We start from the raw sequence: 14,581 nt of genomic DNA, 5'->3' as shown, positions 1-14,581 counted from the left end.
GCCGCACAACGTCCGGTCCCGGCCCGCGCCGATGCCCGCCTCGCTCCGCCGCGAGCTGACCGATCGTTTCGAGGGCCAGGACTCCCTTCTGAGCTCATGGCTCGGCGCGGTGCCGTCTTGGCGGCGCTGATCTCCGCAGGCCTGTCCGGCCTGTCCAGATTGAACGGGTCGGCACGGGACGGGCTGTCCAGACTGAACGGGACGGCGCGAGGCGGGCTGACCAGACTGAACGGGACGGCGCGAGGCGGGCTGACCAGACTGAACGGGACGGCGCGAGGCGGGCTGACCAGACTGAACGGGACGGCGCGGAGCGGGCTGGCCGGCCTGGCCGGGGCGGCGGTCGGTGCCGTCGCGCAGTTCCTGATGGTCGTGCTGGTCACCCGGGAAGCGGGCCAGGAGACGGCGGGCGCCTTTTTCGCCGCGACCGCCCTGTGCATGATGGTCGCCTCGATCCTCCGGATGGACGCCGGCAACGGGCTGATCTACTTCATCGTCCGGTCGCGGCCGTTCGGCTACCGCTGCACCTCCGGTTACGTACGCGCGGCCCTCGTCCCGGTCACGACGCTCTCGCTGGCCGTCGGCGCGGCGGTCTTCGTCAACGCCTCCGACCCCGCGCTGCGCGTGCTGGCCGTGGCCCTGCCGGTGGTGACGTGCTCGGGCATCGTGGTGAGCGCGACCCGCGGATTCGGCGCGATGCGGCCCACCGTGCTGCTGGACGGCATGTTCCAGCCGGTCGCCCAGCTTGTTCTGGTCGGGACCGCGTTGCTGGCGGGTCTGGGGTCGGTGCCGGTGCTCGCCGCTGCCTGGGCGCTGCCCTCCCTGCCGGTCCTGCTGTTGGCCTCGCTCTGGCTGCACCGGCGGCTGCCGTACACACCGTATCTGCCGGGAACCGCCCGCGACCTGTGGCGCCACACCTGGCCTCGGTCGCTGGCCGCCGCGATCCAGGCGGTATTCCAGCGGCTCGACATCGTGATCGTGGCAATGCTCGCCGGGCCGGCCGAGGCCGCCGTCTACACCGCCGCCACCCGGTTCAAGGTCGTGGGTCAGCTCGCCGGCCAGGCTCTGGCTCAGGCCGTACAGCCAAGGCTGGTGCGCGCCCTGGCCAAGGGCAACCTGCCGCGCGCCCGCGAGCTGTACCAATCCACCGCCATGTGGCTCGTCCTGATGACCTGGCCGATCTGGCTTGGCTACGCCGTACTCGCGCCGTGGTTGCTCGGCGCGGTCTTCGGCGACGGCTACACCTCCGGTGTTCCGGTGGCGCTCGTACTGACCGCGACGATGATGCTCTCCACCGCCTGCGGCATGGCCGACGTGGTGCTGACCTCCGCGGGGCGCACCGGTTCCAGCCTGGCCAACCTGGTCGCCGCCATCGCGGTGACCGTGGCGCTGGACGTGCTGCTGATTCCCGGCTTCGGCGCGCTGGGCGCCGCTCTCGGCTGGGCTGGAGGCATGGTGGTCAAAAATCTGCTCCCGCTCTGGCGGATCCACCGCCTGTACGGCCTGCGCCCCTTCGGTGTCCACAGCCTGGCCGCGCTGAAGCCGTGGCGGGCATCATGACCCCCGTGCTGGTGACCGGGTTGCCGAGGAGCGGGACGAGCTGGACGGGCAAGATGCTCGCGGCGAGCGGCGAGCTGGTCTACGTGAACGAGCCGCTCAACCCCGAGCACCCGCCGGGCCATTCCCCCGGTGTCCTCAACGCCACCGTCACCCACCGTTTCCAGTACATCTGCCCGGACAACGAGGATTCCTGGCTGCCCGCCTTCGCCTCCACCGTCGCGCTGCGCTACGGGTTCCTGGCCGAGCTGCGCCGCAACCGTTCACCGTACGACCTGGCGAGGATGGTCAGGTACGGCGCATCGTTCACGCTGGGACGGCTGGGCGGGCGCCGGGCGTTGCTGGACGATCCGTTCGCGCTCTTCTCCGCCGGGTGGTTCGCCGAGCGGCTGGGCTGCCGAGTGATCATCCTGCTGCGCGATCCCGTGTCGTTCGTCGGCAGCTGGCAGCGGCTCGGCTGGACGGTCTACTTCCATGAGCTGCTCGAACAGCCGCTACTGGTCCGCGACCATCCGCACCTTTCCGCGTTACGCCTCCTGGTCGGCTCACAGGATCGCCTCGCCAAGGCCGTCGCCCTCTGGCGGGCGGCCAGAACCACCGCCATCAGCCTGGCGGCCCGGTGTCCCGGGGTCCTGCTGGCCGACTACGAGCATCTGGCCGCCGATCCACGGGCGGGCTTCCGCCGTCTGTACGAATGGTCGGACCTGACCTGGTCCGCCCGAGCCGAGGAACGCGTCATGCGCGCATGTACGGCCACCACCGACGGCACCGGCCGCACGGGGCGCACGGGTGGCTTCGCGTGGAGCGGTCTGTCCCGCACGGCATACCAGCCGATGGACTCCCGCCGCGCCCTCGCCACGGCCGCCACCCGGCTGAGCCCGGAGGAGATCCACCGGGTCAGGGAGCTGGCCTTCGCCCCGGAATGAAGGAAGGCCGGCTCGGAGAACCGGCGCTCGCCCCGGGACGACCGAAACCCTGACCAGAACACCGGCCTGCCCCGAGCAAGGAAAGACCTGCTCAGGCACCGGGCGATTTTCACGCCCCTGCTCCCGAGGTGCGATCGCGGTGGCCAAGCCCCTTGAGGTGACGCCCCCGCTTTGAAAACCGCGAACCGCCGGCACCCGGTTGAAAGGCCGGGTGCCGGCGGTTCGCGGTTCACCGGCCCGGGCAACCCCGAAGCCTCCCCGCGCAGACGCGGCACGCTCCGCCGCGCTCAAACACACACATCCCACGTGGCCCATCGCGGAACACCCCAACCCTGCTGAGCCCCACCCGCGCACCACGAGGCTGAGCCCCACCCGCGCACCACGAGGCTGAGCCCCACCCGCGCACCACGAGAAAACACAAGAAGTGCCTCCTCCCGACCCGAAGGACGGGAACATTCGCCCTAAGTTGTCCGGGCAGAATGTCCAGCGACGAAAGTCGATGACGCGGATGCTTTCAGGAGAGCGGGAAGCTTCTCGCGGGACTTTCAGGAAAAGAGGCCCCGGACCAGGGAGACGGTGAGCAGACGGAGTGCGTACGGCAGGTCATCCATCAGGTAACGGCGGGCCAGCCTGCCGGGCTCGCTGAGCAGGCGGAAGAGCCACTCCAGGCCGCTGCGCTGCGCCCAGACCGGGGCCCGCTGGACGGTGCCCGCAGCGAAGGCTATCGCCGAGCCGCAGCCGACGAACCAGGTGCCGGGCAGGTCCTCGCGGAGCGCCGCGATGAGCCGGTCCTGCTTGGGAAAGCCGAGCCCGACGAAGACCAACCGAGGCCCGGTCGCGATCACGTCGTCTCTCACCCTGGCGTAGCTCTCGGGAACATCCTCGAAGCCGAGCGTCGGGGCATCGACCCCCGCGACGACCAGTCCCGGATAGCGGCCGATCAGGTTGCACGCCGCCTGAGCGGCCACACCCGGCGGACCTCCCAGCAGGTAGACCGGATAGCGGTAGAAGGCGGCGGCCTCCGACAGAGACCAGATCAGGTCGGCGCCGGTGATCCGGCCCGGGACCGGGGTGCCGAGCAACTTCGCCGCCCACACCAGCGGCATGCCGTCCGCCACCGCCAGATCGGCGTCTTCGACGAGCCGACGAGCCTCCGGATCACGGGCGACGATCCGGCTGATGTCCACATTCGGTGTGACGATGTGGCCACCCTCACCGCGCTTCAACGCGGCGATCACGTGGTCGACCACGTCGCTCTCGGTCATCGGGTCGAGCCCGATGCCCGCCACGTGCACGCGCTTGCGCAGTCGCCTGCGGGTGGCCTTGTCGGGCCGCGGCCGCTGGCGAGGAACGGCGGGCGCCGTCCTCTGCCTCGCGATCGGTGCCCCGGTCTGTCCAGCGACGGTGGACAGACCGGGTATCTGAGGATGCTGGCCGGTGGCTCTTGCACCGCGTCCGGACAACATCGCGTCCTGGTCGAAAGGCTCGGAGTCCCGACCGGACAGCATCGCATCGCGACCGAAAGGCTCGGAACCTTGACCGGACAACATCGCATCGCGACCAAAAGGCGCGGAGTCATCCCCGGAGAACACCGCGTCATAGCCGAAAGGCGCGGATCCCTGAGCGGACAACGTCGCATCGCGACCAAAAGGCGCGGAGTCATCCCTGGACAACACCGCGTCATAGCCGGTGGCGGCAGGCCTGTGACCTGTGGTGGGCGGCATCAGATGCCGTGCCCTCGGTGGTGAAGGAGACCGAGCATGGCCCGAGCCGAGACAAGGCCCGTCGCCACAGCGAGCGCGATGGGTGCGCGGGGTTCGCCACGGCGAGCCGCGAAGGCTCGCCAGGCCCAGCGGCCTGCCTCCCACCGCTGGCCGAGAGCGGCGTGATGGAAGGCAAGCTGACCGTAGATCCGCGCCGCGCCGCGCGGATCCACGGCCAGATCAGGGTGTCGGGCCAGCATCCACTGCAGCCCGGCGATTCGGTCGGCCCAGCGGGCCACGTAGGCGGAGCCGCCCCAGCGCACACGCACCAGGGGACGGTCCACATGCACGATCGGGTGGCGGGCAGCGGCGCGCAATGCCAGATCCCAGTCCTCGTTCTGGCCGTTGGGGGCGCTTTCGTCCACCCAGAGCGCGCCGCGCCGGAACAGGAACGTCGAGGAGTGCACCATCGCCATGCGCGAGCGCACCAGGTGCTGACGGGTGATCAGGTGGGTCCCCGCCAGGCGGGGAACGCGGCGCGAGCCGTACTCGACCTCGATGGCGCAGCTGGAGAACTCCGCGTCCGGCTCCGCCTCCAACGCGGCGACCTGGGCGCTGATCTTGCCGGGCAGCCACTGGTCATCGTCGTCGCAGAAGGCCACCAGATCGGTGCCGAGCGCCGCGATGCCCGTGTTGCGCGTCCCGGGCAGACCGGGACTGAGCCGGTTGGCCATCACCCACGCGCTTCGCGAGAACGGCTGCTCCCGCCCGGCCGTCAGGGCCTGGCCGGACATGAGGTCGGCCATCTGGTCGGTGACCTGGATCGGGTCGCCACGGTCCACGACGATGACGACCTCGACGGTGCCGGGGTAGTCCTGGCCGAGTACGGCGAGCGCGGCCGAGCGCAGGGTGTCAGGCCGATGCCCGCGGGTGGGAATCACCACACCCACAGATGGATTCACCGGACACCTCCGGCGTGGATGCCCCGTCCTTCGGGGCGGGAGGGAAACACGGAACGGTCAGACACGGATCTCTCCTTGCAGGGCACGGCGATAGCCGTACTTGATCATGAGCGGCCAGGTCAGTGCGGTGACCAGGTGCCGGTGTCGGGACGGTGCGGCGGTGCGCCAGCCGTCGTCCCTGGTCAGCTGGATTCGGCCGACCGTGAAACGCATTGGGTTGCCAGAGGCCGTGTGGGCCGTCGAGAGCTTGGCCTCACCGTCCGCGAGAAAGCCCAGGCGGGGAGGGAGACCGATCCTGGCGGTCAGCCGCCTGAGCGTGTTGGCGGGTGCTTCGAGCAGGTCCTCGTAGCGGACTCGGGTGACCGGGACGCCACTACGGGCCAGGAGTTCGAGGCTGAGGTTCTCGGTCAGCCAGTGCAGCGAGGTGCGAGCCGGAGACCAGGAGGCCATCGGACGCCCGTCCTCGGGGCGCTCCACCCGCCTGTGCCAGGAGTGCGCGACCGCTCGGGGGTCACGGACCACGTGAACGACGTGGACATCGACTCCGGCCACCGCGAGGCAGAAGGCCAGAGAGGCATGCTTGCTGGAATCGACCACGACCGGGCAGTCAGCGATCTCTCCCGCCGCGTCGTACAGGCTGCGGTAGGTGGCGACGTATTCGTCCAGCTCGACGGTGCCGAGCGCCGGCCACCAGCCGGCCACCGCCTGCTTCTCGGCGAGGAGCCGGGCCAGAACGGGGATGCGCCGGGTGCGGTCCACCCGGGACCTGAGCGTGAGCATCCGGCGAGCCTGCTCCTCGGACCATCCGCCGAACGCGCGCTCGCCGACCTTGCACCAGAAGGGGCAGGCGGCAAACAGCTCGCGACACCCGCACGCCTCGTCCGCCAGCACGCTCCTGGCCCAGAGGTGGACGACCTCACCGAGCGGCGCGATGCCGGGGACCTCGCCGAGGAGACGCTCCAGCAAAGTGGTCCCGCTACGGCCAAGGCCGCCCAGGAAAACCACCCGCGCAGGGGATGGACTATCAGACACAGGCACGAATCCTTACCCGATGGATACGGAACGTGCCGAGGCTAGCGCGCAGAGTAATCGGGCGGTCAGCGAACAGACAAAGGATCTACCCAGAATGCTGTAACGCGCGTTTCGTCAGACCGGGCAGGAGTGTCCTCCCAGTTCAAGCCGGTGGAACCCTCAGCCCGGTGGAGCCCTCAGCCCGGTGGAGCCCTCAGCCCGGTGGAGCCCTCAAGCCGATGGAGCCCTCAAGCCGGTGGAGCGCCTTGCCACCCCAGACAGGTGGAGCCCCTCAGACCGGTGGAGCGCCTTGGCCGCCCCAGACGGGTGAAGCCCCTCAGACCTGTGAAGCGTTTTCCCGCCCCAGACCAACGGTGGCGCCCGGTGCACGCTTTTGCACTCGCCCCGGACGCAATCCCTGCCCCGCCGCAGGCTCGACCCAGATGACCCAGATAGGCCCAGGTACAGGCCCCGCGCCCATGAGCGGGGCCCGGGCCACCCACTACCATCGCCGCGCCCTTGAAACCTCCACGGCCCCGCTCATATGAGCAGGGCCCAGGTCGCCTACCCGCCGTCGCCGGGCCCTTGAATTCCCCGTGGCCCCGCACGCGTGGACGGGGCCCGGGCCACCCACCTGCCGTCGCCGCGCTTTTGGCTCTGGATCCCACGCGGCCCCACGCTCGTGAGTCAGGCCCAGGCCACCTGTCGTCGCCTCGCGACCCCTAATCGGCCTCGGCTACTTCGCCTCGACGATCATCCCTGCGCCCACGGTGTTGTTCGTCGCGTCGTCCACGAGGATGAAGCCACCCGTGAGGCGGTTTCTCGCATAGTCGTCCACGAACAGCGGCTGGGTGACACGGAGCGAGACGCGCCCGATCTCGTTCAGGCCAAGTGACTCGGCTGATTCGTCCCTGTGCAGGGTGTTGACGTCCAGCCGGTAGTGCAGGTCCCGGACCACCGCGCGGGCCGTACGGGTGGTGTGCTTGATGGTCAGCTTGGTGCGCGGGCCCAGCTTGGCCACGTCTGCCATCCAGCAGACCATCGCCTCAAGCTCCTGGGCGACGTGCGGCTGATTGTTCGGACGGCAGATCATGTCACCGCGCGAGATGTCGATGTCGTCTTCCAGCCTGAGGGTCACCGACATCGGCGCGAACGCCTCGTCCACCGGCCCGTCGAAGGTGTCGATCGAGGCGATGCGCGTGGTCAGGCCCGAGGGCAGGTGCATGACCTCGTCGCCCGGCTTCAGCACGCCACCGGCGACCTGGCCCGCGTAGCCGCGGTAGTCGTGAAAGGCCGGGTCGGTGGCCCGCTGCGGGCGGATGACGTACTGGACGGGGAAGCGCACGTCGACCAGGTTGCGGTCGGAGGCGATGTGCACGTGCTCCAGGTGGTGCAGCAGGGAGGAGCCGTTGTACCAGGGCATGTTCTCCGAGCGGGACACCACGTTGTCACCGTGCAGTGCCGAGATCGGGATGAACGTCAGGTCGGGCGCGTTCAGCTTGGAGGCGAAGGAGGAGAACTCCTCACGGATCTCCTCGAACCGCTCCTGCGAGTAGTCGACCAGGTCCATCTTGTTGACGGCCAGGACCAGGTGCGGCACCCGCAGCAGCGTGGTCAGGAACGCGTGCCGCCGTGACTGCTCCAGCACGCCCTTGCGCGCGTCGATCAGGACGATCGCCAGGTCGGCGGTGGAGGCGCCGGTGACCATGTTCCGGGTGTACTGGATGTGCCCGGGAGTGTCGGCGATGATGAACTTGCGCTTGGGCGTCGCGAAGTAACGGTAGGCCACGTCGATCGTGATGCCCTGCTCCCGCTCGGCTCGCAGGCCGTCGGTGAGCAGCGACAGGTCGGTGTATTCGTTACCGCGATCGCGAGAGGTGCGCTCGACCGCCTCAAGCTGATCCTCGAAGATCGCCTTGGAGTCGAAGAGCAGCCGGCCGATCAGGGTCGACTTTCCGTCGTCGACGCTTCCCGCCGTGGCAAAGCGAAGGATGTCCATCAGAAGTAGCCTTCCCTTTTACGGTCTTCCATGGAGGCCTCGGAGGCGCGGTCGTCGGCGCGGGTGGCGCCACGCTCGGTGATGCGGGTGGCGGCGATCTCGTCGATGATCTCCTCGACCGTCGCCGCGGCCGACTGAACCGCACCGGTGCAGGTCACGTCACCGACCGTGCGGTAGCGGACCACCATGTCGAAGAGCTGCTCGTCCTCGTCTCGGATGATGAACTCGCTGTCGGCCAGCAACATGCCGTCGCGCTCGAACACCTTGCGGGTGTGCGCGTAGTAGATCGAGGGGATCTCGATGCCCTCGCGCCGGATGTAGTCCCAGATGTCGAGCTCGGTCCAGTTGGACAGTGGGAACACCCGGATGTGCTCGCCCTTGCGGATCTTGGCGTTGTAGAGATTCCACAGCTCGGGGCGCTGGCTCTTCGGATCCCACTGGCCGAACTCGTCACGGAAGGAGAACACGCGCTCCTTGGCACGGGCCTTCTCCTCGTCGCGGCGGGCGCCGCCGAACACCGCGTCGTACTCGTTGTCCTCGATCGCGTCCAGCAGCGTGGTGGTCTGCAGCCGGTTGCGTGACGCCCTGCGTCCGGTCTCCTCCGCCACTCGTCCGGCGTCGATGGAGTCCTGGACGCTGGCCACGATCAGGCGCGCGCCGAGCTCCTCCGACCGGCGGTCGCGGAACTCGATGACCTCCGAGAAGTTGTGCCCGGTGTCCACGTGCATCAGCGGGAAGGGGATCGGCGCGGGCCAGAACGCCTTCTCCGCGATACGGAGCATGACGATGGAATCTTTACCACCGGAGAAGAGAAGACAGGGACGCTCGAATTCGGCCGCCACCTCACGCATGATGTGGATGGCCTCTGCCTCGAGGACGTCGAGCTGCGACGTTGTGTAGTCGCACTGGAGCATCAGACTCTCCTAGCGGGGATTTATCGGTGCAGATCCCGGATTCCAGCGAGCAACGTTGGCGCTAGTCCCGGTAGGGATACAAGAATATCCGGCAGTGAGGGGTCACCTTGGTTGTAGACCAGGGGCGAGCCGTCGATGCGGCTCGCATGGGCCCCGCAGGCGAGGGCCACGGCCACGGGCGCGGCGGAATCCCATTCGTACTGACCGCCGGCGTGCACATAGGCCTCGACCTCCCCGGTGAGCACCGCGGAGATCTTGGCGCCCGCCGATCCGATGGGCACCAGGTCGGCGTCGACGAGGTCGGCCAGCTTCTGGACGAACTCCGGCGGGCGGGTCCGGCTGACCGCGATCCGCGGCCTGGCCTCCGGCCCGAGCTCTGGCAGCACGGGCGGTTCGAGGGTGGACAGCGTCCGGCCCTGCGCGGGCAGGGCCACCGCTCCGGCCGTCAGCGTGCCACGCTCCCAGAGCGCCACGTGGACCGCCCAGTCCTTGCGGCCCTCCTCGGCGAACTCACGGGTGCCATCCAGTGGGTCGACGATCCACACCCGCTCGGCCCTGAGGCGGCGAGGGTCGAGACGCTCCTCGCTGGTCGCCTCCTCGGACAGCACACTGTCACCCGGCCGCAACCGTGTCAGGGCCTCCATCAGGAACAGGTGCGCCGCGGCGTCGCCCTCCTTGCGGAGCGCGGAGGGGTCGTCGAACCCCTCCCTCTGGCGTAGGGCCAGCAGTTTCTCGCCGGCCGCCGTCGCCAACTCCCTGGCGAGGGCGTGATCGTCTGCAATTGCCATCAGTATGCTCCAGCCCCTCGCGCGACAGCTGACCAAGTCTTCCATAGAATCTGCAGGTCCAGCGTGAGGGACCAACTCTCCACGTAACGCAGGTCCAGCCGTACCGATTCCTCCCAGGACAGATCGGACCGCCCGCTCACCTGCCACAAACCGGTCATCCCGGGTTTGACCAACAGCCTGCGCCTGACATCGTCGCCATACCTCGCGACCTCCTCGGGCAGCGGCGGCCGGGGGCCCACCAGCGACATGTGACCGAGCATCACGTTGATCAGCTGGGGCAGCTCGTCCAGGGAGCGACGACGCAGCCGGGCGCCCAGCGGGGTCACGCGGGGATCATTTCGGATCTTGAAGAGCACGCCACGCTCGTCGCTGGAGAGGTCGATCTTCTGACGCTCGGCGTCGGCGCCCATCGTCCGGAACTTGTAGATGGTGAACTCGGCGCCGTCCCGGCCCACCCGCGTCTGCCGGAAGAAGGCAGGTCCGGGACTCGACGTCCGGATGGCCGCCGTCACACCGGCGAAGAGCGGTAATAGCACCAGCAGGAGCAGCCCCGCCCCGATCCGGTCGAAAAGGCTCTTGACCAGCCGGCGCAGACCCGAGATCTCCGGATGGTCCACGTGCAGCAGCGACAGCCCGGCGGCCGGGCGGATGCTGATCCGCGGCCCGGCCACCTCCATCAGCGCCGGAGCCACGACCAGATCGGTGCCGGTCTTCTCCAGACGCCAGGCCAGCCGCCGCAGTGCCACCCCGTCCATCTCCGGGCAGGCGAGCACGGCCACGGTGTCCGCCGCGATCTGCCCGACCACGAGAGGAACGTCGGAGAAGTCTCCCAGGACCGGGACGCCCTCCACGTCGCCCATGCCGTCGTGCGGCAGACAGGCCCCGACGACCTCCATGCCGTGGTAGCGCTCCAGGCGGAACCGGCGCACCAGCTCGGCGACCGTCGTCCGGTGACCTACCGCCAAGACCCTTCGCATGCACCTGCCGTGCGCCCGCATCCGGTGCAGGGAGCGGCGCAGGCCGTATCGCGTGAGGAGGGTCAGCAGCGTTGCCAGCGGGATCGCCAGCACCACGTAGCCGCGGGCCACCTCGGTCCTGGTCATGTAGGCGCCGACGGCGAGGGCCGCGGTGAGCATGAACCCGCACTGGAAGATCCGCTGGAACTCCTCGGAGCCCAGGCCGATCAGGCGGGGCTCGTAGGCGCGGTTCAGCGCGACCAGGCAGACCCAGACGATGGGGAGTGCCGCGCTCAGCACGACGTACGGGATGACGTAGGGAGTAACCTCGCCGAAGCGGACGAACAGCGCGACGGCTCCGGCCAGAGAGGCGGAGCCGATATCGCCGACGACAGCCCGCCGTCTGTGCCTTCGCACCCACTTCGGCATGCACCGCAGAGGCGCCCCCGATCTCGGCGCAGCCTGGACGACGGTTACGTCACGCATGCGCTCCCCCTGCGTAACCATTTACGAACGGACAGTCACCGAATGTTAGCGGCGGTAGGAGAGGCCCGAGGGTTGAAAACCGAAACGTATATCTCTGTGGATATTGAAGCCGATGGCCCCATTCCCGGCCCATATTCGATGGTCAGCTTCGGTATGACCGTGGCCGGGCGGATGACCGGAAAGATCTTCGAACCGGTCGACGCGGAGGCTCACACCCTCTACGCCGAACTGAAGCCGATCAGTGACGACCACGTTCCCGAGTCGCTCGCCGTCAGCGGGCTGGACCGGGAGACACTGATCCGCGAAGGCCTGGATCCGGCCGAGGCCATGCGGGCCGCCGCCACGTGGATCGGCGAGGTGTGCGGGAACAGCACACCCGTGCTGGCGGCCTATCCGCTCTCCTACGACTGGATGTGGATCTACTGGTACTTCATGCGCTTCGCCGGTGTCTCGCCGTTCGGGCATTCACGCTGCATCGACATCAAGACGCTCTACGCCGTGAAGGCGGGGGTGCCGATCGGCTGGGCCACCAAACGGCAGATGCCCGAGCATCTGCGTTCCCGCCGGCCGCACACCCACAACGCGCTTGACGACGCGATCGAGCAGGCCGAGTTGCTGCAGAACCTGATGGCCCTCGACTGAGCGCGGCACGGACGGGCGGATCACCCGTGACAGGCCGGACGCGGCGGTGACCGGCGGACCGCCCAGGACGGGCAGAACGGCGACGGTGATCGGCGGGCCGCTCCCCGGGCCGGTCACCGCGGTGGCCGGCGGAGCGCACAGGACAGACAGGACAAGCAGAACGCGACGGTGACCGGCGTGCGCCGCCGGGGCACCGCTGGACTACCTCGGCGGTCCCGAGACGTTCAGGTCACCCGCGTGGAAGGCGTTCTGGGTCGGCTCAAGGCCCACCTTGATCAGCGACTCCACCACATCGGCGGCGCGGTCGACCAGGAACGGCAGATCCTTGCGCTCGACGGTGGCGAAGTCCTTCAGGACGTAGGCCGCGGTGTCCATCCGACCGGGCGGGCGTCCGATACCGAACCGCACCCGCAGATAGTCCTTCGTCGCCAGGGACTTGGTGATCGACCTCAGCCCGTTGTGACCGTTGTCACCGCCGCCCAGCTTGACCCTGAGCGCGCCGTACGGGATGTCCAGCTCGTCGTGAACCGCGATCACGCAGGCCGGATCGATCTTGTAGAAGTCGGCCAGGGCCTTGACCGGCCCGCCCGAGAGGTTCATGAAGGACAGCGGCTTGGCCAGCACCGCGGAGACTCCCGCCAGGCGGCCCTCCAGCACCTCGGCCCGCGACTTGTGCGTCTTGAACCGCCCACCGGCCCGTGCGGCGAGCTCGTCCAGCACCATGAACCCCGCGTTGTGCCGGTTCGCAGCGTATTCCGGCCCGGGATTTCCCAGGCCAACGACCAACCAGCGGTCCACGGTCGGCATCCCTTCATATGCGCGTCAGGGCAGCCCGGTCTCGGACTGCCCTGACAGGTGTAGCAGAAAAACTACTTCGTAGCGGAAGAGCTACTCGGCGGACCCGGCGGCCGGCTCCGCGGCGGCCTCGGCGGCCTCGGGCTCGGGCTCACCGGTCGGGGCGCCGGTGACGTGCAGGACCAGGGTCTCCGGGTCCGCGATCAGGGTGGTGCCCTCGGGCAGCTTCAGGTCGCCGGCGGTGACCTGGGTGCCGACCTCCATGCCCTCGACGTTGACTTCGACGCCGGTGGGAATGTGGGTGGCCTCGGACTCGACCGAGATGGAGACCAACTGCTGGTCGAGGATGCCGTCGGCCACCTCGCCCACGACGGTGACGGGAATGTCGATGGTGACCTTCTCGCCGCTCTTGACCAGAAGAAGGTCGACGTGCTCCAGGAAGCCCCTGATCGGGTCACGCTGAACACCCTTGGGCAGCGCCAGCTCGGTCGACGCGCCCTGAAGGCGGATCAGCACGTTCGGCGTGCGCAGTGCGAGCAGGAGCTCGTGCCCAGGGAGGGTCATGTGCTGCGGGTCGGTACCGTGCCCGTAGAGGACGACGGGCACCTTGCTCTCGCGACGAACCTTGCGGGCGGCGCCCTTGCCGAACTCAGAGCGCGGCTCAGCGGTGATGACAACTTCGTTGGACACGGTAGATCTCCTAGGGATCTTCGAAAATTGAAAGGTGCGCTCCCCCTCACCCGCCCTAGCGGAAGGCGTTACGAACGCACGCAATCTCACTACCCTACAGCGCCCGCTGCCGGGCTACGCCCGATGGCTGTTACACGGCGATGCTGCGCATCGCGGTTCGGGTCAGCTGTCGCCTTCGAACAGGCTCGTCACCGAACCGTCGCTGAACACCTCGGTGATCGCGCGGGCGATCAGCGGGGCGATCGACAAAACGGTGAGCTTGTCGAACCTGTTCTCCTCGGCGATCGGCAGCGTGTTGGTGACGATCACTTCGGAAATCTTGGAGTTCTTCAGCCGGTCCACCGCGGGGGTGGAGAACACGGCATGCGTGGCGGCCACGACCACGTTGGTCGCACCCTGCTCGTACAGCGCGTCGGCCGCCTTGCAGATCGTGCCCGCGGTGTCGATCATGTCGTCGATCAGCACGCAGGTGCGGCCCTGCACCTTGCCGACGACCTCGCTCACCTTCACCTGGTTGGCCACCTCGAGATCGCGGCGCTTGTGGATGAAGGCCAGCGGGGTGCCCAGCGTGTCGGCCCAGCGCTCCGACAGCCGCACCCGGCCGGTGTCGGGCGAGACGACGGTGGTCGTCTCCAGGTCGAGCTTGTCCTTGAGGTAGTTGACCAGGACCGGCATGGCGAACAGGTGGTCCACCGGGCCGTCGAAGAAGCCCTGGATCTGGGAGGTGTGCAGGTCGATCGACATCAGCCGGTCGGCGCCCGCGGTCTTGAGCAGGTCGGCCATCAACCGGGCGGTGATGGGCTCGCGGCCCCTGCTCTTCTTGTCCTGGCGGGCGTAGCCGTAGAACGGCATGATCACGGTGATCCGCTTGGCGGAGGCGCGCTTGAGCGCGTCCACCATGATCAGCTGCTCCATGATCCACTGGTTGATGGGCCCGGTGTGGCTCTGGATGACAAAAGCGTCACAGCCCCGGACCGACTCCGGGTAGCGGGCGTAGATCTCGCCGTTGGCGAAGTCACGCAGTGTGGTGGGGGTGGTGTCGACCCCGAGGTGGTCGGCCACCTCTTCGGCCAGCTCCGGGTACGCCCGCCCGGAGAAGAACATCAGTTTCTTCTCACCTGGCTGCTTGATGCCGCTCATGCCGTCCTCCCCATC

Annotated in this window: 13 protein-coding genes; 3 read left to right on the top strand and 10 right to left on the bottom strand. The window is 68.6% G+C overall.

Annotated elements, in window-relative coordinates:
- Positions 1-117: 117 nt before the first annotated feature.
- Together CHC08_RS42655 and CHC08_RS42650 are read left to right on the top strand one after the other, a co-directional pair.
- Positions 118-1,557 carry a lipopolysaccharide biosynthesis protein gene (locus tag CHC08_RS42655; protein WP_245878914.1) on the top strand — a complete coding sequence of 480 codons (1,440 nt, stop codon included), beginning with the start codon at positions 118-120 and terminating at the stop codon, positions 1,555-1,557.
- On the top strand, positions 1,554-2,480 hold the full coding sequence (locus tag CHC08_RS42650; RefSeq protein ID WP_089213089.1) for a sulfotransferase: 927 nt from the start codon (positions 1,554-1,556) through the stop codon (positions 2,478-2,480). Before CHC08_RS42655 ends, CHC08_RS42650 begins: the two co-directional genes overlap by 4 nt.
- Positions 2,481-3,025: 545 nt before the next feature.
- Here CHC08_RS42650 and CHC08_RS42645 read toward each other — a convergent pair.
- The 7 genes from CHC08_RS42645 to CHC08_RS42615 form a co-directional block, all read right to left on the bottom strand.
- The gene (locus CHC08_RS42645) at positions 3,026-3,988 is read right to left on the bottom strand and encodes a WecB/TagA/CpsF family glycosyltransferase (protein ID WP_245878913.1); all 963 of its coding nucleotides are present in this window, start codon (positions 3,986-3,988) and stop codon (positions 3,026-3,028) included.
- A 215-nt stretch (positions 3,989-4,203) separates the two neighbouring features.
- Positions 4,204-5,145: a glycosyltransferase family 2 protein gene (locus CHC08_RS42640; RefSeq protein WP_089213087.1), complete on the bottom strand. Its 942-nt coding sequence runs from the start codon at positions 5,143-5,145 to the stop codon at positions 4,204-4,206.
- 57 nt (positions 5,146-5,202) lie between these two features.
- Positions 5,203-6,177, bottom strand: a complete 975-nt coding sequence (locus tag CHC08_RS42635) for a sulfotransferase (protein WP_089213086.1) — start codon at positions 6,175-6,177, stop codon at positions 5,203-5,205.
- Between the two features lie 715 nt (positions 6,178-6,892).
- On the bottom strand, positions 6,893-8,155 hold the full coding sequence (cysN, locus tag CHC08_RS42630) for a sulfate adenylyltransferase subunit CysN (RefSeq protein ID WP_089213085.1): 1,263 nt from the start codon (positions 8,153-8,155) through the stop codon (positions 6,893-6,895).
- Positions 8,155-9,069 (bottom strand): sulfate adenylyltransferase subunit CysD, encoded by a 915-nt coding sequence (cysD, locus tag CHC08_RS42625; RefSeq protein WP_089213084.1) that lies wholly within the window; start codon positions 9,067-9,069, stop codon positions 8,155-8,157. Before cysD ends, cysN begins: the two co-directional genes overlap by 1 nt.
- Positions 9,070-9,089: 20 nt before the next feature.
- Complete coding sequence (locus CHC08_RS42620) at positions 9,090-9,857, bottom strand: 3'(2'),5'-bisphosphate nucleotidase CysQ (RefSeq protein WP_089213083.1); 768 nt, start codon at positions 9,855-9,857, stop codon at positions 9,090-9,092.
- Positions 9,857-11,320 carry a sugar transferase gene (locus tag CHC08_RS42615; RefSeq protein ID WP_089213082.1) on the bottom strand — a complete coding sequence of 488 codons (1,464 nt, stop codon included), beginning with the start codon at positions 11,318-11,320 and terminating at the stop codon, positions 9,857-9,859. The genes CHC08_RS42620 and CHC08_RS42615 overlap by 1 nt, the downstream gene beginning before the upstream one ends.
- Positions 11,321-11,437: 117 nt before the next feature.
- Between CHC08_RS42615 and CHC08_RS42610 the strand changes: the two genes are divergently transcribed.
- Positions 11,438-11,941 (top strand): 3'-5' exonuclease family protein, encoded by a 504-nt coding sequence (locus CHC08_RS42610; protein WP_089213081.1) that lies wholly within the window; start codon positions 11,438-11,440, stop codon positions 11,939-11,941.
- A 201-nt stretch (positions 11,942-12,142) separates the two neighbouring features.
- On the opposite strand, the gene pth is transcribed toward CHC08_RS42610, so the two are convergent.
- The 3 genes from pth to CHC08_RS42595 form a co-directional block, all read right to left on the bottom strand.
- On the bottom strand, positions 12,143-12,748 hold the full coding sequence (pth, locus tag CHC08_RS42605) for an aminoacyl-tRNA hydrolase (protein ID WP_089213080.1): 606 nt from the start codon (positions 12,746-12,748) through the stop codon (positions 12,143-12,145).
- 81 nt (positions 12,749-12,829) lie between these two features.
- Positions 12,830-13,426: a 50S ribosomal protein L25/general stress protein Ctc gene (locus CHC08_RS42600; protein ID WP_089213079.1), complete on the bottom strand. Its 597-nt coding sequence runs from the start codon at positions 13,424-13,426 to the stop codon at positions 12,830-12,832.
- Between the two features lie 162 nt (positions 13,427-13,588).
- Positions 13,589-14,566 (bottom strand): ribose-phosphate diphosphokinase, encoded by a 978-nt coding sequence (locus CHC08_RS42595; protein WP_089213078.1) that lies wholly within the window; start codon positions 14,564-14,566, stop codon positions 13,589-13,591.
- Positions 14,567-14,581 lie beyond the last annotated feature (15 nt).

Source organism: Streptosporangium subroseum, assembly GCF_900188345.1.
GTDB classification, from domain to species: Bacteria; Actinomycetota; Actinomycetes; order Streptosporangiales; family Streptosporangiaceae; genus Streptosporangium; species Streptosporangium subroseum.
Note: the sequence above shows the minus strand (reverse complement) of the source record. Positions and strands in the feature narration are given on the sequence as shown.